Below are 17,658 nucleotides of genomic sequence, written 5' to 3' on the forward strand. Positions count from 1 at the left end.
AGAACCGGATTCGGTTCCACACCGACAGGGAGTCGCCATGACCACTCGCTGGGGCATCACCATCCCGCTGGAGGGGGTCCCGCTCTCCGAGCAGCGGACCCTCGTCGAGCAGCTGCCGGACCTGGGCTACACCGACGTCTGGTCGGCCGAGGCCAACGGCACCGACGCCTTCACCCCCCTCGCCCTGGCCAGCGTGTGGGCGCCCCGGCTGCGCCTGGGCACCGCGATCGTGCCCGCCTACACGCGCGGTCCGGCCACCCTGGCGATGAGCGCCGCAGCCCTGGCCGCCGCCGCGCCGGGCCGCTTCGCGCTGGGCGTCGGCACGTCCTCCAACGTGATCGTGGAGCGGTGGAACTCCATCCCCTTCGAGGAGCCGTACAAGAAGGTGCGCGACACCGTGCGCTTCCTGCGCGCCGCGCTCACCGGAGCGAAGGTCAAGGAGAGCTACGACACCTTCAGCGTCAACGGCTTCACGCTCGGCGCGGTCCCCGAGCAGGCTCCTCCGCTGCTGGTGGCGGCGCTGCGGCCGGGCATGCTCCGGCTCGCCGGACGCGAGGGCGACGGTGCCGTCATCAACTGGCTCTCGCCGGAGGACGTGCGCACGGTGGTGCCCCATGTGCGCCAGTACGGCGAGGACAAGGAGGTGGTCGCGCGGATCTTCGCCGTCCCCGACGCCGACCCGGACACCGCCCGCGGGATCGGCCGGTGGGCCATCTCGGCCTACCTTAACGTCCCCGTCTACCGGGCGTTCCACGAGTGGCTGGGCCGCGAGGAGCTCACCCCGATGTGGAAGGCGTGGGACGAGGGGGACCGCAGGGGCGCGCTGGCCGCGATCCCGGACTCGGTGGTGGACGAGCTCATCGTGCACGGCCCCGCCGAGCACTGCCGTGAGCGGATCCGGGCCTACGCCGACAACGGGGTGACCACCCCGGTGATCGCGCCGATCGGCCCGCCGAACGCGGACCCGGCCGCGGTGGTGCGGGCGTTGGCGCCGCGGGACTGAGGGTCCGGGGTGCGGGCAGCACGAGGCAGGAGGGCCCCGGGGACCCCCCGTTCACCACGCTAGTCCTCGGCGGATCCGCCGAGGAAGGCCCGTCTTTCGCCTGTGGACAACCGCACGGCCGCCCCCGGAAGCGGTGACGGGCGCGCGGAGCGCCCGTCACCGCCGTGTCCGGGTGAGGCCGGCGTCGCGGACGTCAGCGGCTCGGTCGACGACGGCGACACCGCCTGATGTCGTCGGGTTCACGGGTCGGGCTTGACCCTCACGCCGCGTGAGGCAGGACGGTGGTCCACATGAGTGATTTCTTCAACGCGTTCGAGATGGGACCCGTATCCGAGCGTGGACCGGAGGCGGTCGCGCCAGAGGTGTTCCGCGGTATCTACGCGATGCCGGTGTTCGTGACGGTTCCGACGTCGGACCTGGCGGCGTCGACGGATTTCTGGGTACGGGGGTTCGGCTTCGTCGAACTGTTCGGCGTCCCGGGGCAGGTGGTCCACCTGCGCCGGTGGGCGTTCCAGGACGTCCTGCTCGTCCCTGCGGAGGCCGGTGCCGAGCCGCCCGGAGCACCGGCGATGAGCGTGAGTTTCCTGTGCGTGCTGAGCGAGGTCGATCCGCTCGTCGAGGCGTGTTCGGATCTCGTGCCGGGCAGCGTGACCGGGCCGCGGGACACACCGTGGCGTACCCGCGACGTCGAGGTGACCACCCCTGAGGGAGTGCGGGTCGTGTTCACCGCGGCACAGGAGTTCGATCCTGACAGCCAGGAGGCGCGTGATCTCGCCTCGGTCGGAATCGTCGCCCCGGGATCGAAGGAGGAGGGCCACAATGGTGTCCATGGTCGAACGCGAGCGTGACATCCGTGGTGGTGTCACGGTGGGCGCGGCCGCTGGGCTGGTGGGGGTGACCGTCCGCACGCTCCACCACTGGGACGAGATCGGCTTGGCGTCGCCGTCCGCGCGCACCACCGCCGGCTATCGCCAGTACACCGACGCGGACCTGCAACGGCTCCGTCGAATCGTCGCGTACCGGGAGGCCGGTCTCGGGCTGGACGCGGTGCGTGAGGTCCTCGACGACCGGACAGCGGAGATCGGCGCCACCCTGCGTGAGCAGCGCGCCCGGCTCGCCGAGCGTATCCAGGACCTGCGACGGCTCGACGAGCGCCTGGAACGGATGACCGAGGCTCACGAGCGGGGGATCCTTCTCGACGACGAAGCGCAGTCGGAGGTCTTCGGGGCGGACTGGGACGCTCACCGATCCCGGAAGGCCCGCACCGTGTGGGGGGATTCCGAGCAATGGGCGCAGTTCGCCGAGCGGTCCGCCTCCCGCACGCGGGAGCAGTGGCGGTCGCTCTCCTCGGCGATGTCCACGTTGCAGCGCGATCTGGGCGACGCTCTCGACCGGGGTGTCGTCCCGGGCAGCCCGGAAGCGGACGCGCTCGTCGAACGCCATCGCGAAGTGTTCTCCGACTTCTTCCCGCTCACGCGGCAGATGCAGGTGTGTCTGGGAAGAATGTTCGAGTCCGACCCCGGTTTCTCCTCCCACTACGACGGAATCCGGTCCGGGCTGGCTTCCTGGTTTCGGCAGAGCGTCGACGAGTGCGCCCGCACTCACGGGATCGACCCGGAGACAGCCACCTGGCAGTGATTCCGTGACGCGGAAACGCCCGTCACCCGCCGTCCGGTCGCGCCGCACCCTCCTCCACGGGACCGAGCAGGCGGCGGGCCCGCAGGACCAGCTCCAGTTCGAAACGCTCGCCGGGCTCGCGCAGCCGGTCGCCGAACAGCTCCTCCAACTGGCGCAGCCGGTAGCGCACGGTCTGCGGGTGGATGCTCAACCGCTCCGCCGCCTCGTTGGCGTTGAGTCCCGACTCCAACCAGGCCAGCAGGGTGTCGGCCATCCGCTCCCGCTGGGGCGGACGCAGCGGCGCCAGCGGAGCGAGCCGGGACCGCGCCATCTCCGCGACCAGTCCGGGGTCGCGCGACAGCAGCAGCGCGGGCAGGTGGTCGTCCCACCGCACCACGCCCCCGCCCGGAACCACGCCCGTCCGTACGAGTTCCGCCAGGTCCCGGGCCCGGGCCAGCGACACCGGCGCCCGATCCAGGGGCACGCTCGGCCCCAGAACCGCGCAGGACCCGCGCAGCGAGCGTTCCAGCGACCGCAGTCGCCCCGGTCCCCCGGGGTCGGGCACGACCGCGCACGGTTCCACGCGGTCCAGGCCCACGAGCACGTCCGTCGGCAGCGCGGTGAGATGCGAGAACGCCCCCGTCGCGCCGTCCGTGCCCCGGTACAGCAACGCCACCGCCACCCGCTCGGGCAGCCGCCACCGGGCGGCCCGGGCCAGCGCGGGCACCGACCCGGCCTCCTGCCGCGCGCCCGTCTCGGCCAGCAGCACCTCCAGCAGCCGCGCCCGGCGCCTGCGCAGCGCGTCCACCCCGGCACCGCGCACCCGAGCGTGGCCCTCGGCCGCGGCGGTCGAGATCTCCTCCTGGAACACGAAGATCGCCTCTCCCAGCACCGCCATGTGGTCGCGGGTGGGCGCGTCCGCGTCGGCCAGCCGCCGCCACGCCACGGCCGCCGCCGTACGCATCCCCGTGTGCAGGCACTCCAGGGTGCGCCCGTGCCGGGCCTCGCCCGCACCGAAGGTACGGAACTCGGCGGCCAGCGCGTCCACGTGCCCGGGGGAGCGGCCGCCGCCCTCCACCCGGTCCAGGAAGGCGCGCAGTCCGGATTCCACCGTCCGCCGAAGACCCTCGGCGTCGGCGGGCTCCAGGGGCGCGGCGTGGAGCTCCGCCCGGCGCCGGATGCCCTCCAGGGCCTCCTCCGCCAGCGACGGCACCAGCGGGCGCAGCCGGGCGCCCAGCTCCGGGGGTATACGGGCGAACGGGTCCGTCGGACGGCTCTCCCGCAGGGAGTAGGTCATGTCACCTCCGGCGCGGACGCACGGCGGAGCCGCCCGTGGCACGCCCGCGCGTGCTCTGTGCGCCAGAAAGTCCGGAGCGGTTCCGTCGGGAGGGGACCGCGTTCCCATATCACCAGAGCCCGGCCCCACCGACAACCCCCGGGTTCGCCATGACGCCCAGCCGCGTGGACACCGCTGGTCACGGAGCGGGCCGATACGGTAACAATGGTGCGGACGACGCCCCGCCCCCTCGAAAGGCGCCCGCCATGAGACGACTTCCGCTGTCCGCCCCGCTGCTGGCCCTGCTCCTGGCCGCCACGGCCTGCTCCGGCGAGGAGACCGAGGGGCAGGCCGAGGAGAGCGCCGCCGCGGTGGACCCGGACGCCGAGACCCACGTGCGGCGCGCCGCGGAGGGCTTCCTCGCCTCCCTCATGGCCGCCGACGGCGAGGCGGGCTGCGCGCTGATGGACGAGGCCGCGCGCACGGTGGTGGCCGACGCGCACGGGGCCGAGGACTGCCCGGCGGCCTTCCCCCTCTACGCCGAGTCGCTCCAGGGCGGCGAGGGCATGGAGGTCGGCGAGGTCACCATGAACACCGAGCTGGAGGGGGAGGTCCCCATCGCCACGGTCGCCCTGGTCTACCCCGGCGAGGACCACGGCCCCCTGGAGATGCGCCGCGACTCCGACGACCAGTGGGTGGCCACCCGTCTGCCGGGCACCTCCCTGGGAGGCGCCTGAGACCGGAGGGCTCCGCCGGACTCAGCTGAAGAACGCGTAGCCGAGGACCATGCCCACGACCACGACCACCACGGCCGTCAGCGGCCAGAGCCACTGGACGATCCTCTCCCTCGACGCGGCCCGCCGCTCGCCCCGTCTTTCGAACTCTCTCGCGCTGTTCACACCGTCCGGCTTACCAGACGGAGGCCCCGGCGAGGTCACGGCTCGCTCGGCTGGGCGGCGCAGGCGTCGACCTGCTGCTGGATCAGGGGGCGTACAGGTCCAGCATCACCTCCAGCACGGTGTCGGCGTTGAACACCCGTCAGGCCCATCTCACGGGCCGCGCGTCTGCGTACACCGGCACCGTGGGGGCGCCCCTCTTCAGGCGTCCACCCGTAGAGCGCACAGCAGCGCTCCGCCCCAGGCGGTGCCCCTCTCCAGACGACCTCAACCGGGCACCCGTAGAGCGTGCGGGTTCCCCGTTCGCCCCTGGGGGGTGGGTGGTCGTGGTGGGTTCTGGCTACAGGGTTCAGTGTTGGGGGCGGGGACCGACTGAGGGCAAGTTCGCCTAGCGAACTTGGCGAAGGAGATCCCTTGTCTCCGGTCACTTCAGGGGTCTGGTGGGCGCCACTCAGGGGTTCGGGAGAGTGCCAGGTGGAGCGCCCACCGGGAGTGACCCCTCAGCCACCCGGAAAGGGGGGCAACACGGTCCAGACCAGCATCAGCCACCAAGCCCCGCACGTGACCGGGCGTCGTAGGGGGTCCGCACGTTGTAGAGCATCCCTGCGTCAGCAACCAGGCACCCGTAGGGCCCGGGCTGATGGGGAACCAGGCACCCGTAGAGCCCGGGCTGACGCATGACCACAGACGGCTGGGACGGCCGACCTAGACAGCGCCTCCGCCCAGGCGCACCGCCTCCGCGGCCAACCCGGTGATCCGCGCCCAGTCCCCCGCCCGGACCGCGTCCTCGGGGGTCAGCCAGCTCCCCCCGACACACGCCACGTTGTCCAGAGCCAGGTAGTCGGCGGCCGTGGCGGCCGTGATCCCGCCCGTGGGACAGAACACGACGTCGGGGATCGGGCCCGCCACCGAACGCAGGAACGGGATTCCCGGAACCGACGCGGGGAAGAGCTTCTGCGCGAGCATCCCCGCCTCGCGGGCGGCCAGCACCTCGCTGACGGTGGCCACCCCCGGCAGGGCGGGGATCCCACTCGCGACCAGATGGCGCAGCATCCGGTCCGTGGTGCCGGGCGTGACCAGGAAACGCGCCCCGGCCTCCGCCGCCTCGTCGGCCTGGCGGGGGGAGAGCACGGTTCCCGCGCCCACCACCATGTCCGGCACCTCCCTCGCGACCGCCCGGACCGCCTCCAGGGCGCCGGGCGTGCGCAGGGTGATCTCCACGACGCCCACTCCACCCGCCAGCAGAGCCTCCGCCAGGGAAACCGCGCGTCCGGGGGAGTCCACCGTCACCACGGGAACGACCGGCGACAGCGCCAGCACGGCCCCGACGCCGTCGCTTCCGTCGTCCCTGTTGCCTCCGCTCATGGGGTGTCCTTCGCTCACGGGATGTCCTTCGTTCACGGGGCGACCTCCGCCGCCAGCGCGCCGCCCCCGGCGGACACGACTCCGTACCAGTGGACCAGCAGGTCGGTGAGCACGGGATGGGACGCCAGGTCCCCGGGGAAGACCTCCGAACGCAGCAGCGCGGCGACCACCTCCCGCGCCCCGCCGCTCTCGGGCAGCAACGCGTGCAGGGAGTCGGCCAGCGGGTCCTCCACCCCGGGACCGGCCGTGGCGATGTGGTGCATCCACGCCGCCACCACCAAGGCGCTCCACCGCGGCTCGCCGCCCCCGGCCAGCACGTCCCGGACCGTGGGAAGCACACGAGGCCCCAGCTTCTGGGAGCCGTCGGCCCCGACCTTGGCGGTGGTGTGTCCCAGCGCGGGGTTGGCGAACCGGCGCAGCACCGACGCGGCGTAGGCCTCGCCGTCCAATCCGTCAGGCAGAGTGAGCGAGGGCAGGACCTCCTCGTGGACGAGACGGTGGGCCGCCGCGGACACGGCGTCGTCGGCGGCGCACGCGGCGATCGTCGTGTGGCCCACGGACAGACCGAGATAGGCGAGCAGGGAGTGGCTGGCGTTGAGCACGCGCAGCTTGGCCGCCTCCCACGGCCGCACGTCGTCGGTGATCGTCGCCCCGGCCGCTTCCCACCGCGGGCGCGGACCGGCGAAGCGGTCCTGGATCACCCACTGGTGGAAGGGCTCGGCGACCACGGCGGCCTCGTCGCGCAGGCCCAGCTCCGCCTCGACCGCGTCCAGGTCCGCCGGTGTGGTGGCCGGGACGATCCGGTCCACCATCGTGTTCGGGAAGGCCGCGTGCGCCTCGACCCAGGACCGCAGCCGCTCGCCCTCCGCGCCCGGCAGGGCGTCGGCGAAGTCGGCGACCAGCGCGGCCGTCAGATCACCGTTGTCGGGCAGGTTGTCGCAGGACAGCACGGTCACCGGACCGGCGTCCCGGAGCTGGCGCAGCTGGAGGCCGCGCGCGATCTGCCCCACCGGCGTGAGTGGCGGGCCGCCGTCCAGGTCGGCGCGCATCCGGGGGTCGCCGATGTCCAGGCGCCCTGTGACCGGGTGCGCCAGGTACCCCTTCTCCGTGACCGTGAGGGTGACGATCCGGGTGTCGGGGTGGGCGATGCGCTCCACCACGGCCCACGGGTCGGCCGGACCGGACAGGGTCTCGCGGACGGAGGAGACCACCCGCACGGGGCGGGCGCCCCCACCGCGTTCGGTGACCGTGAACAGTCCGTCCTGCGGGGCCAGCTGCTCCCACACCCGGGCCGAGCGCCCGGTCACCGCGCTGATGCCCCAGGCAGTCTCGCCCGTGGCGAGCATGGCCTCCTCGGTCAGGACCGCGCCGTGGGCGCGGTAGAACGCGCCGATCCCGAGGTGGACCACCCCGGTGCGCAGGTCGGCGCGGTCCAGGGCGGTGGTGCGTCCCGCGGCCCGCAGCGCTGCCAGGTCCAGCCGGGTCATCGCGTCGCCTCCTTCTTCTTTCCCCGCGCGTGTGCGCGGGTCTGTTCCAGGGTCGGCAGGAAACCGGTTCCGCCGCGCCCGCCCACACTCAGGCTGGCCGCGGCGGCCGCCAGGCGCGCGGCCTCAGCGAGGGGGTCGCCCAGGGTCAGGCGCGCGGTCAGGGTACCCACGAACACGTCCCTCGCGCCGGTCTGGTCCAGGACCCGGGGAGCGGGGACCGCGTCGATCCAGGACTCCTCCTCCGGCGTGGCCAGGTGGACGCCGCGCGACCCGCAGGTCACCGCGACGTTGCGGGCGCCCGCCTCCAGGAGGCGCCGGGCCGCCTCCGCGGGGGTGGCGCTGTCCAGGAGGGCGGAGGTCTCGCCGGGGTGGGAGGGGGTCACCAGGTAGGCGTGCCGGGCCAGCTCCGCGAGGGTCGTGGCGCCCTCCTCCCGCGAGGCCAGCCGCGGCCGGTGGTTGGGGTCGAACACGAACCTGCGTGCCAGGCGCGCCGCGGCCAGGACCGCCCGGCGCGCGCTGTCGGAGACCGCGCAGGCGATGCCGCCCGCCACGACCGCCCCCGCCGCACCGACCGTCTCCTCGTCCAGGTCCTCCGGGGACAGGGTCGAGCCCACGCTCCCGGTGCGCGCGTAGGCGAAGGCGCGTTCGCCCTCGGGGTCGCTGTGCACCAGGTACACGCCCTGCTGCCCGGGGCGGAAGCGCAGCATGTCGGTGGACACGCCCAGCTCCGCGACGCGGTCGGCGACGGCCCGTCCGAGTTCGTCGTCGGTCAGGATGGCGGCCAGACCGACCCTGGCCCCGGCCCGGGACGCCGCCGCGGCGACGTTCAGGGCGTCGCCCGAGACACCGAGCCTGGCCGGAACCCCGTGCGCGACGGGGACGTCGGTGGCCACCTCCAGCAGGACCTCGCCGAGGACGACGACGTCCAGTCCGTGCTTGCTCACCGGTCTGTACTTGCTCACCGGTCCGTGCTCGCTCACCAGTCGTGCACCGTTCCGTCGAGCCGCCGGTTGACCGGCAGGTACCTGGCTTCGTAGGGGTGGCGGGCCGCGGCCTCCTCGTCGAACTCCACGCCCAGGCCCGGGGCGTCTCCGGGGTGCATGTACCCGTCCGAGAAGGAGTAGGAGGTGCGGAAGACCTCCGCGTGGGGGCCGGTGTGCCCCATGTGCTCCTGGATGCCGAAGTTGGGGATGGCCAGGTCGAGGTGGAGCGCCGCGGCCATGGCGACCGGCGACAGGTCCCCGGCGCCGTGTGAGCCCGAACGCACCCCGTACAGCTCCGCGAGGGAGAACACGCGGCGCAGGTGGGTGATGCCGCCGGTGTGCGACACCGAGGCGCGGACGTAGTCGATGAGCCGCTCGGTGATGAGCTGCTGGCAGTCCCAGATCGAGTTGAACACCTCGCCCACCGCCACGGGGGTGGTGGTGTGCTGGCGCAGGATCCGGAACGCGGACTGGTCCTCCGCCGGGGTCGGGTCCTCCATCCAGAACAGCCGGTACGGTTCGAGCGCCGCGCCCAGGCGGCCCGCCTCGATCGGGGTGAGCCGGTGGTGCACGTCGTGCAGCAGGTGCACGCCGTAGCCGAACCGCTCGCGGACGTGGGCGATCATGGTCGGCGCGAAGTCCAGGTAGGCCGGGGTGTCCCAGGTGTCCTCCTGGGGCCGGTGGCCGCTGGCGGGCTCGTACACCCGGCCGCCCGCCGGGGCGATCCCGTAGGTCTTCTCCAGCCCGGGGACCGCGGCCTGGACCCGGATCGCCCGGTAGCCCAGGTCCAGGTGGCACTGGAAGTCCTCGGAGAGGGCGTCCAGCGTCGTGCCGCTGGCGTGCCCGTAGACCAGGACGCCCTCGCGCGAGGCCCCACCCAGGAGCTGGTAGAGGGGCATGCCCGCGGCCTTGCCCTTGATGTCCCACAGCGCCACGTCCACGGCGGCGATCGCGGTCATCGTCACCGGGCCGCGGCGCCAGTAGGCGCCCTTGTACAGGTACTGCCAGGTGTCCTCGATCCGCCGCGCGTCGCGTCCGACGAGCAGCGGGCACACGTGGTCGCGCAGGTAGGAGGCGACCGCGAGCTCGCGGCCGTTGAGCGTGGCGTCGCCGATGCCGGTGACGCCGTCCTCGGTCTCGACCACCAGGGTGACGTAGTTGCGGCCGGGTGAGGACACGACGACACGTGCGTCGGTGATCTTCACGGAATGCCCTTTCTGGGATGGATGGGAAGCGCCCGCTCCGGCAGGGCACGGGAGGCCCCCGCTCCCGGGTGGGGAGCGGGAGGCGTCCGTGGCACGGCTCAGGCGAAGCGCAGCATGACCTTGCTGCTGCCGGAGGCGGGATCGGCCGCCGTCCGCATCGCCTCGTGCGCCTCCCCGACGGGGAAGGAGTGGGTCATGAGCGGGGTGACGTCCAGGCCCGCGGCCATCGCGGCCAGGGCTTCGTCGATCTCCTCGACGAAGCGGTAGGAGCCGATCCAGGTGATCTCCCTGGTGACGAGCTCGCCCAGCGCCGCCGGGGCCTGCGTTCCGGGGAGGTTGCCCACCTGGACGAGGGTGCCGCCGCGCGCGGTCGCGCGCAGGACCCCGCCGAGGGCGGCGGGGGCTCCGGAGGCCTCGAAGACCAGTTCGGCGTCCTCGGGCAGCGTGTCCCCGCGCGAGAGGTCGCGCGTGTCGTCGGCGCCCATGGCCCGGGCCACCTCCAGCGGGGCCTGCCCGACGTCGGCGACGGTGATCCGCGCCGCCCCCGCGTGCCTGAGCGCGGCGACGACGAGCGAGCCGATCGGTCCCGCGCCGTTGACGAACACGTCCCGGCCCGCGACACCTCCCGCGCCCCTCGCGGCACCTTCTGCGCCACCTCCCACGACGCTCCCTGCCCGGTTGACGGCGTGGCAGGCCACGGCGAGCGGTTCGGCCAGCGCCCCGCTGCGGGTGTCCACCCCCTCGGGCAGGGGCCGCAGCTGCCGGGCCGCGACCTTCCTGAGGTCGCAGAAGCCGCCGTCGGTGTGCGGTGAGAACGCGGCCGACCCGAAGTAGCGCACCCTCGGGTAGAGGTTGGTGCGCCCGGCCAGCCGCTCCGGCATGCGCCCGTCGCCGACCAGTTCGGCCGGGTGCACGGTGACGGCCCGCCCCTCCTCGACGCCGGTCACGCCGGGGCCCACCCGGGCGACGCGTCCGGCGATCTCGTGGCCGAGCACGAGGGGTTCGCGCAGCACGGCCGTTCCCGAGCGACCGTGGCGCCAGTAGGCGAGGTCGGACCCGCAGATCCCGCCCCACTCCACGGCGACGACGACCTCCCCCTCGCCGGGGACGGGGTCGGGGAGTTCGTCGACGCGCAGGTCTCCGGCTCCGTGGACGGTCACGGCCCTCATACGGCGTCCTCCAGTCGGACCAGGTCGCGTCCGCGCACCTCGGGGGCCAGGTAGGCGGAGACGAGGGTGATCAGGGAGTAGATGATGATCATCGCCGACAGCGGCCACCAGGAGCCGGTGGCGGCGGTGAGCGTGGCGGCCAGCACCGGGCCGATCGCCGTGGCCAGGACGCCGCCGATCTCCTTGGCCAGGGCCAGCTGGGTGAACCGGGTGCGCGCCCCGAACAGCTCGGCCATGGTGACGCTCTCCACGGAGAACAGGCCCAGGACCGACAGGTTGAGCCCGACGACCATCGCGACGGTCACGAGCACGGTGTCGCCGGTCTCGATCATCAGCATCATGGGCACGGCGAACAGCATGCTCGCCACGGTGAGGAAGAGGTAGACGGGGCGGCGTCCGAAGCGGTCGCCGAGCACGCCGACCAGGGGGACGGTGACGAAGCCGAGCAGGGAGCCGTAGACGATCGCGGACGTGCCGACCGCGTCGTTCAGCAGCAGGTTGGCGCTGAGGTAGCCGACGAGGAAGGTCTGGACGATGCCGGAGTTGCCCGCCTGGCCGAAGCGCAGGCCGAGGGCGAGCAGGAAGGCGCGGCCCTTGCGCTGGCGCAGGGCGGTCTCCAGACCGCTCCTGTCCTCCTCCACCGCGGCCGCGGCCAGTTCGCTCCGGGACATCGCCACACCGTCGACGAGGTCCTCACGCTGTTCGAAGACCGGGCTCTCCTTGACGGAGAAGCGGATCCACAGTGCCAGGAGCAGCAGGAGGAAGCTCGCCAGGAAGGGGAGGCGCCAGCCCCAGGTCAGGAGCTGCTCCTCGGAGAGCGCGAACACCAGCACCGCCCAGATCGCGGAGGCGCCCAGGGTGCCGGAGTTGGTGCCCAGACACACCAGGGAGGCGATGAACCCCCGCCGTCTTGCCGGGGCGTACTCGGCCAACATCACGGTGGCGCCCGCGATCTCGGCGCCCGCGCCGAAGCCCTGGAGCAGCCGCAGCCCCACGAGCAGGACCGGGGCGAGCAGGCCCACCTGCTGGTAGGTGGGCAGGGCACCGATCAGGGTGGTGGAGACGCCCATCAGGGCGACGGTGATGAACAGGACCTTCTTGGGGCCGAGGCGATCGCCCATGCGGCCGAAGTAGACCGCTCCGGCGAGCCGGGCGACGTACCCGACGCCGTAGGTGCCCATCGCCGCGATCAGGCCGACCGCGGGGTTGAGGTCGGGGAAGAAGATCTGGTTGAACACCAGGGCGGCGGCCAGGGAGTAGAGCTGGAAGTCCATGAACTCCATGGCGGTCCCCAGCCACCCGGACACCGAGGCCTTGGTGAGGTCCCGGGTGCTGCGTTCCCCCTGTCCGGCTGGCGCGGGGGGTGCCTGTTCGGTCATCGGCCGGTCCTTTGTGAAGGGCTTCCACCTGCGAAGAAGTATCGGGGAAACCGTACGTGAACATGTTGGCAACTGACATACAAGCACTGCCATACCAGTGGCGTCAATGCCGGTAGACTCCCCTCATGGCCGACCAGAACCGGTCCGGGGGACCCCTGCTGTCCGCGCGGGACCGCACCCTGGAGACCATCCGCCGCGCGATCATCACCCTGGAACTCAAGCCGGGGACGCCCCTGTCGGAGAACGAGCTCGCCACCGAGCTCGCGGTGAGCCGCACACCCGTGCGCGAGAGCCTCATCCTGCTGCGCGAGGAGGGGCTGGTGGAGGTCTATCCCCAGGTCGGCACGTTCGTCTCACTCGTGGACCCCGAGCGCGTCCGGCAGGCGCAGTTCATCCGGGAGGCGGTGGAGTGCACCTCCCTCGCCCAGGCCCGGCCCCCCTTCTCGGCGGACCACGTCAGCGACCTGCGCGTCCTGCTCGGCGCGCAGCGGAAGGCGGGCGGCGACGGCGACCACGACCGCTTCTTCGAGCTCGACGAGGAGTTCCACCGCTCGCTGCTGGCGCTGGCGGGCAACGAGAGCGCCTGGCGGACGGTGAACGCGGCCAAGGCCCACCTGGACCGGGCGCGGCGGCTGAGCCTGATCGACACGCGTCCGATCGGGGAGCTGGTGGACCAGCACACGCTGGTCGTGGACGCGATCGAGGCCGGGGACACCGGGACGGCGGTGGAGGCGCTGCGCTCCCACCTGCGGGCGGTGTTCGAGGACGTCGGGCGGATCCGGGCCGCGTCACCGGAGTTCTTCTCGGACGGACAGCCCCGCCGCCCCGTCCGCAGGACCGTGACCTCGCTGCGCTAGCCGCCGCCGCGTGGGTCGTCAGCCCCGGGGCCCCGGCGGTCCCGCGGTCTCACCGGCGTTTGCGTCCCCAGCCCGAGCCGTAGCCCCCCGCGTGCAGCGCGAGGAACAGCAGCCCGGCGAGGGTGAGGGTCGTGGTGGTGACCAGGTCCTGGATGTTCTCTCCGAGCAGCTCCAGCAGCAGGGCGAGTCCGAACAGGACGGCGGCGATGGTGGCGAACACGGTTGCCTCCGGGGGGTCGGGGTGGTGTTCGTGTACCCTCCGGCCGCGCGTGTAACCACACTGTCGTCCCGGACGCGCCGGTACGGCCTCCCAGCGGCGCCCGGCCCGTCTGCGGGCGGCTCAGGCGTGGGTCAGGTAGAGGCCCCAGGCCTTGTTTCGTGCCCTGCCTGCCCGGTCCGGCGAACGGGTGACGATTGATCCGCACCGGACGATGTGTTGCCGATCACTCCGCGCGCCCCTAAAATGAACGAGGATCATTTTTCTACGCGGCCGAGGAGACCTCATGGGCAGCCGTCTCAGGAATTACGTCAACGGTGGGTTCGTCGACGCCCACGGGCAGGGGAGCATCGACGTCGTCAACCCGTCGGACGGGAGCGTCGTCGCGGTGTCGCCCGTCTCCGACCACGTCGACGTCGACAGCGCGTTCGCCGCGGCCCGTGACGCCTTCGACGGCTGGAGGGACGTCGTTCCGGCCGAGCGGCAGCGCCTGCTGCTGAAGCTCGCCGACGCGGTGGAAGCCCACACCGGCGAGCTCGTCGAGGCCCAGCACCGCAACACCGGCCAGCCGCGCCGGGTGATCTCCGAGGAGGAGGTCGGGATGGGCGTGGACCACCTGCGCTTCTTCGCGGGCGCCGCCCGCACGCTGGAGGGGCGCGCGGCGACGGAGTACATGGAGGGCCACACCTCCTACGTCCGACGGGAGCCGGTCGGCGTCGTGGCGCAGGTGACCCCGTGGAACTACCCCCTGCTCATGGCGGTGTGGAAGCTCGGACCGGCGCTGGCCGCGGGCAACTGCGTCGTGCTCAAGCCCTCGGACACCACCCCCGAGTCGACGCTGGTCCTGGCGCGGCTCATCGGGGAGATCTTCCCCCCGGGGGTGGTCAACGTGGTCCTGGGCGACGCCGGCACCGGGGAGCTCATGGTGGAGCACCCCGAACCGGCCATGGTCTCGCTCACGGGCTCGGTGCGCGCGGGCCGCCAGGTGGCCGCGTCCGCGGCCAAGGGCCTCAAGCGGGGGCACCTCGAACTCGGCGGCAAGGCGCCCGCCGTGGTGTTCGCCGACGCCGACCTGCCCGCGACGGCCAAGGCGCTCGTCGAATTCGCGACGTTCAACGCCGGACAGGACTGCACCGCCGTCACCCGTGTGCTGGTCGAGGGCAGCGCGCACGACCGGCTCGTGGAGCTGCTCGCGGACGCGGCCCGCGGGACCGCCACCGGGCACGCCGACGAGGCGGAGAACGACTTCGGCCCGCTGAACAACGCGAGGCACTTCGAGACGGTCAGGGACAAGCTGAGCAGGCTCCCCGACCACGCCACCGTGGTGACCGGGGGAGGACCGGTCGACGGCGCCGAAGGCTACTTCTTCGAGCCGACGGTCGTCACCGGTGTCCGCCAGAGCGACGAGCTGGTCCAGGAGGAGACCTTCGGCCCGGTCCTGACGGTGCAGGCCTTCGAGTCGGAACAGGAGGCCGTGGCGTTGGCCAACGGGGTGGACTACGCGCTGGCCTCCAGCGTCTGGACCTCCGACCACGGCACCGCGATGCGCCTCACGCGCGCGCTCGACTTCGGCTGCGTGTGGGTGAACACGCACGTGCTGCTCACCGCGGAGATGCCCCACGGCGGTTTCAAGTCGTCCGGGTACGGCAAGGACCTCTCGCTGTACTCGGTGGAGGAGTACACCCGGGTCAAGCACGTCATGCACGCGCTCCAGGTCTGAGACGGCACGCCCGCGGCGGTACCGCCCCTCAGCCGGTGGCGTCGGCGAACCTCTCGCGCAGACCGCCGATCAGCGCGTCGAGCGCGAGCTCGAAGGCCCGGTCGGCGGCCGCGCGGGGGTCCCGCGGCCGCTGCGCCACGAACCGGGTGAAGGTCGGAGCCAGGTCCTGGAGGTCGCCGGGGTCGAAGATGTCCGTCGGTGCGGACGCGTCGTAGGCGGCCCCGAAGACGAGCGCCTCGATGCCGACGATGATGTCCACGGCGTCCGCGCCGACGATCCCGGCCTCACTCAGGCCGCGGGCGACCCGTTCGTACATCCGCAGCGTCTGGGGCGAGTCCGCGACGGGGAGGACCGCCATGAGCGGAATGAGCTCGGTGTGCTGCGCGAAGCAGAGCCGGTAGGAGTGCGCCCAGTCCCGCAGCGCCTGGTCCCAGGACTTCGTGGCGAAGGAGGAGCAGTCGATCTGCTCGTTGATGCGGTCCTGGACCAGCACCAGCACGTCACGCTTGGAGGAGACGTGGTTGTAGAGCGCCGAGGCGGAGACCCCGAGCTCACGCGCCAGCGACGCCATGGTCAGGTGCTGGTAGCCCCGGTCGACCACGATGCGGATCGCGTCCTGCGCGACGCGTTCGCGGGACAGGATCGGCGAGGAAGGTCTGCCCCTGCTTCGTCCGCTGGGCGGTTGCTGACTCAATGACGCCTTCCCTCTGTTGTCGCCGTGGGGCACCGAAACGGTCCTCCCCAAGTCTAGAAGCGCCGTAACCACACCGGGTCTGGGCGGTCGGATGACCGCGCCCGGCGGCCAACCCGTGCCATCGGCCCATGTCATCGACCGTTTTCTTCGGCTCACACCTCTTGACAGCGGAGCCGTCTTGTCCATTAATGAATCATGTTCATTTTGATGTACGGAGGAACACACCCATGAGTGGCACACACGTCATCGGCAGCGCCGAGACGCTCGAACGCGACGTCGTGGTCGTGGGCGCCGGACCGGCCGGACTGATGGCCGCGCGCACACTCCAGGCCGCGGGCCGGTCCGTCGCGGTCCTGGAGGCCCGAGACCGCGTGGGCGGCCGCACATGGTCCCGGCAGGTCGAGGGCGCCTTCCTGGAGGTGGGGGGACAGTGGGTCTCGCCCGACCAGACCGAGCTGCTCGGCCTCCTCGACGAGCTGGGCATGAGCACCTTCCCGCGCCACCGGGAGGGGGCCAACGTCTACCTCGCCCCGGACGGCTCCCGGCACGAGTACACGGGGGACATGTTCCCCGCGGGCGAGGCGACCGTGGCGGAGACCAAGCGCATCATCGCGGCCCTGGACGAGCTCGCCGCGGACATCGGCGCGGAGCGCCCCTGGGACCACCCCCGCGCCCGTGAGCTCGACACCGTCTCCTTCACCGAGTGGCTGCGCCGCCAGAGCGACGACGAGGCCGCCCGGGAGAACATCGGCATCTTCATGGCCGGGGGCATGCTGACCAAGCCCGCCCACGCGTTCTCGGCGTTGCAGGCGGTCCTCATGGCCGCCTCGGCCGGATCCTTCTCCCACCTCGTGGACGAGGACTTCATCCTCGACCGCCGTGTCGTCGGGGGCATGCAGTCCGTCTCCGAGACGATGGCCGACGCGCTCGAGGACGGCACGGTGTTCCTGGAGAGTCCGGTCAGGACCATCCGCTGGAGCGAGGGCGCCGGGCACGACGGGGACGACGGCGGCCGGGTCACGGTCTGGTCCGACCGCGTCACCGTGCGGGCCCGCCGCGTGGTCGTGGCCGTGCCGCCCAACCTCTACTCGCGCATCTCCTTCGAGCCCGCGCTCCCGTGGTTGCAGCAGCAGATGCACCAGCACACCTCGATGGGCCTGGTCATCAAGGTCCACGCGGTCTACGAGACCCCGTTCTGGCGGGACCGGGGGCTCTCCGGCACCGGCTTCGGCGCGAAGGAGCTGTGCCAGGAGGTCTACGACAACACCAACCACGGGGACACGCGCGGGACCCTGGTCGCCTTCGTCTCGGACGAGCTCGCCGACGGCCTCCTGCGTCAGGACGCCGAGGAGCGCCGGAGCGCGATCCTGCGCTCGCTCGCGAACTACCTCGGCGACGAGGCGCTCGAGCCCCTCGTCTACTTCGAGTCCGACTTCGCCTCCGAGGAGTGGACCCGCGGCGCGTACGCGGCCAGCTTCGACCTCGGAGGCCTGCACCGCTACGGAGCCGACCAGAGGGAGCCCGTGGGCCCCCTCCACTGGGCCTGCTCGGACCTCGCGGCCGAGGGCTACCAGCACGTCGACGGCGCCCTCCGCCAGGGCAGGCGTGCGGCCGAGGAGGTCCTCGGTGCTCCCCTCGGCGCGGGTGCGGCGCCGGTCAGGTGATCGGCTCCCGGGGCCGGCGCACCGCGCACGAACCCCACCCCCTGGTGAGCGCGCTCCGCGCGGCTCACCGGTTCCCGCGGCGCCGGCCCACCGGCGCCGAGACCGACTCCGGCGACGACAGGAAAA

17 protein-coding genes are annotated in these 17,658 nt (G+C 72.6%); 7 read left to right on the forward strand and 10 right to left on the reverse strand.

Annotation, left to right across the window (positions count from 1 at the left end):
* The first annotated feature begins 37 nt into the window (after positions 1-37).
* The 3 genes from ACSIH6_RS02625 (at position 38) to ACSIH6_RS02635 (ending at position 2,641) form a co-directional block, all read left to right on the forward strand.
* Positions 38-1,003: an LLM class F420-dependent oxidoreductase gene (locus ACSIH6_RS02625; protein WP_435106160.1), complete on the forward strand. Its 966-nt coding sequence runs from the start codon at positions 38-40 to the stop codon at positions 1,001-1,003.
* Between the two features lie 290 nt (positions 1,004-1,293).
* Positions 1,294-1,851, forward strand: coding sequence for a VOC family protein (locus ACSIH6_RS02630; RefSeq protein WP_435106163.1), 558 nt, complete (start codon positions 1,294-1,296; stop codon positions 1,849-1,851).
* Positions 1,832-2,641: a MerR family transcriptional regulator gene (locus ACSIH6_RS02635; RefSeq protein ID WP_435106165.1), complete on the forward strand. Its 810-nt coding sequence runs from the start codon at positions 1,832-1,834 to the stop codon at positions 2,639-2,641. Before ACSIH6_RS02630 ends, ACSIH6_RS02635 begins: the two co-directional genes overlap by 20 nt.
* A gap of 22 nt (positions 2,642-2,663) precedes the next feature.
* Here the strand turns inward: ACSIH6_RS02635 and ACSIH6_RS02640 are convergent, their stop codons facing one another.
* Positions 2,664-3,917 (reverse strand): PucR family transcriptional regulator, encoded by a 1,254-nt coding sequence (locus tag ACSIH6_RS02640; protein ID WP_435106167.1) that lies wholly within the window; start codon positions 3,915-3,917, stop codon positions 2,664-2,666.
* A gap of 245 nt (positions 3,918-4,162) precedes the next feature.
* Here ACSIH6_RS02640 and ACSIH6_RS02645 point away from each other — a divergent pair, with 245 nt between their 5' ends.
* Positions 4,163-4,633: a hypothetical protein gene (locus tag ACSIH6_RS02645; RefSeq protein ID WP_435106169.1), complete on the forward strand. Its 471-nt coding sequence runs from the start codon at positions 4,163-4,165 to the stop codon at positions 4,631-4,633.
* Between the two features lie 21 nt (positions 4,634-4,654).
* On the opposite strand, the gene ACSIH6_RS02650 is transcribed toward ACSIH6_RS02645, so the two are convergent.
* The 7 genes from ACSIH6_RS02650 to ACSIH6_RS02680 form a co-directional block, all read right to left on the reverse strand.
* On the reverse strand, positions 4,655-4,795 hold the full coding sequence (locus tag ACSIH6_RS02650) for a hypothetical protein (protein WP_435106171.1): 141 nt from the start codon (positions 4,793-4,795) through the stop codon (positions 4,655-4,657).
* 702 nt (positions 4,796-5,497) lie between these two features.
* Positions 5,498-6,157, reverse strand: a complete 660-nt coding sequence (gene eda / locus ACSIH6_RS02655; RefSeq protein ID WP_435106173.1) for a bifunctional 4-hydroxy-2-oxoglutarate aldolase/2-dehydro-3-deoxy-phosphogluconate aldolase — start codon at positions 6,155-6,157, stop codon at positions 5,498-5,500.
* Positions 6,158-6,189: 32 nt separating this feature from the next.
* On the reverse strand, positions 6,190-7,644 hold the full coding sequence (locus ACSIH6_RS02660) for a mannitol dehydrogenase family protein (protein WP_435106175.1): 1,455 nt from the start codon (positions 7,642-7,644) through the stop codon (positions 6,190-6,192).
* Positions 7,641-8,606: a PfkB family carbohydrate kinase gene (locus ACSIH6_RS02665; protein ID WP_435106178.1), complete on the reverse strand. Its 966-nt coding sequence runs from the start codon at positions 8,604-8,606 to the stop codon at positions 7,641-7,643. Before ACSIH6_RS02665 ends, ACSIH6_RS02660 begins: the two co-directional genes overlap by 4 nt.
* Positions 8,607-8,620: 14 nt before the next feature.
* Positions 8,621-9,832: a D-mannonate dehydratase ManD gene (gene manD, locus ACSIH6_RS02670; RefSeq protein ID WP_435106180.1), complete on the reverse strand. Its 1,212-nt coding sequence runs from the start codon at positions 9,830-9,832 to the stop codon at positions 8,621-8,623.
* Between the two features lie 98 nt (positions 9,833-9,930).
* Positions 9,931-11,001, reverse strand: a complete 1,071-nt coding sequence (locus ACSIH6_RS02675) for an L-idonate 5-dehydrogenase (protein WP_435106182.1) — start codon at positions 10,999-11,001, stop codon at positions 9,931-9,933.
* Positions 10,998-12,380, reverse strand: coding sequence for an MFS transporter (locus ACSIH6_RS02680; RefSeq protein ID WP_435106184.1), 1,383 nt, complete (start codon positions 12,378-12,380; stop codon positions 10,998-11,000). The genes ACSIH6_RS02675 and ACSIH6_RS02680 overlap by 4 nt, the downstream gene beginning before the upstream one ends.
* Before the next feature lie 125 nt (positions 12,381-12,505).
* On the opposite strand from ACSIH6_RS02680, the gene ACSIH6_RS02685 reads away from it, so the two are divergent.
* Positions 12,506-13,237 (forward strand): GntR family transcriptional regulator, encoded by a 732-nt coding sequence (locus ACSIH6_RS02685; protein WP_435106186.1) that lies wholly within the window; start codon positions 12,506-12,508, stop codon positions 13,235-13,237.
* A 49-nt stretch (positions 13,238-13,286) separates the two neighbouring features.
* On the opposite strand, the gene ACSIH6_RS02690 is transcribed toward ACSIH6_RS02685, so the two are convergent.
* Positions 13,287-13,457 (reverse strand): hypothetical protein, encoded by a 171-nt coding sequence (locus ACSIH6_RS02690; RefSeq protein ID WP_017565250.1) that lies wholly within the window; start codon positions 13,455-13,457, stop codon positions 13,287-13,289.
* Positions 13,458-13,740: 283 nt separating this feature from the next.
* Between ACSIH6_RS02690 and ACSIH6_RS02695 the strand changes: the two genes are divergently transcribed.
* Positions 13,741-15,174, forward strand: a complete 1,434-nt coding sequence (locus tag ACSIH6_RS02695) for a gamma-aminobutyraldehyde dehydrogenase (RefSeq protein WP_435106188.1) — start codon at positions 13,741-13,743, stop codon at positions 15,172-15,174.
* 28 nt (positions 15,175-15,202) lie between these two features.
* Here the strand turns inward: ACSIH6_RS02695 and ACSIH6_RS02700 are convergent, their stop codons facing one another.
* Positions 15,203-15,868, reverse strand: a complete 666-nt coding sequence (locus ACSIH6_RS02700; RefSeq protein ID WP_435106190.1) for a TetR/AcrR family transcriptional regulator — start codon at positions 15,866-15,868, stop codon at positions 15,203-15,205.
* Positions 15,869-16,095: 227 nt separating this feature from the next.
* Between ACSIH6_RS02700 and ACSIH6_RS02705 the strand changes: the two genes are divergently transcribed.
* Positions 16,096-17,532 (forward strand): flavin monoamine oxidase family protein, encoded by a 1,437-nt coding sequence (locus tag ACSIH6_RS02705; protein ID WP_435106192.1) that lies wholly within the window; start codon positions 16,096-16,098, stop codon positions 17,530-17,532.
* Positions 17,533-17,658 lie beyond the last annotated feature (126 nt).

The organism is Nocardiopsis synnemataformans (assembly GCF_965343085.1).
Taxonomy (GTDB): Bacteria; Actinomycetota; Actinomycetes; order Streptosporangiales; family Streptosporangiaceae; genus Nocardiopsis; species Nocardiopsis alborubida.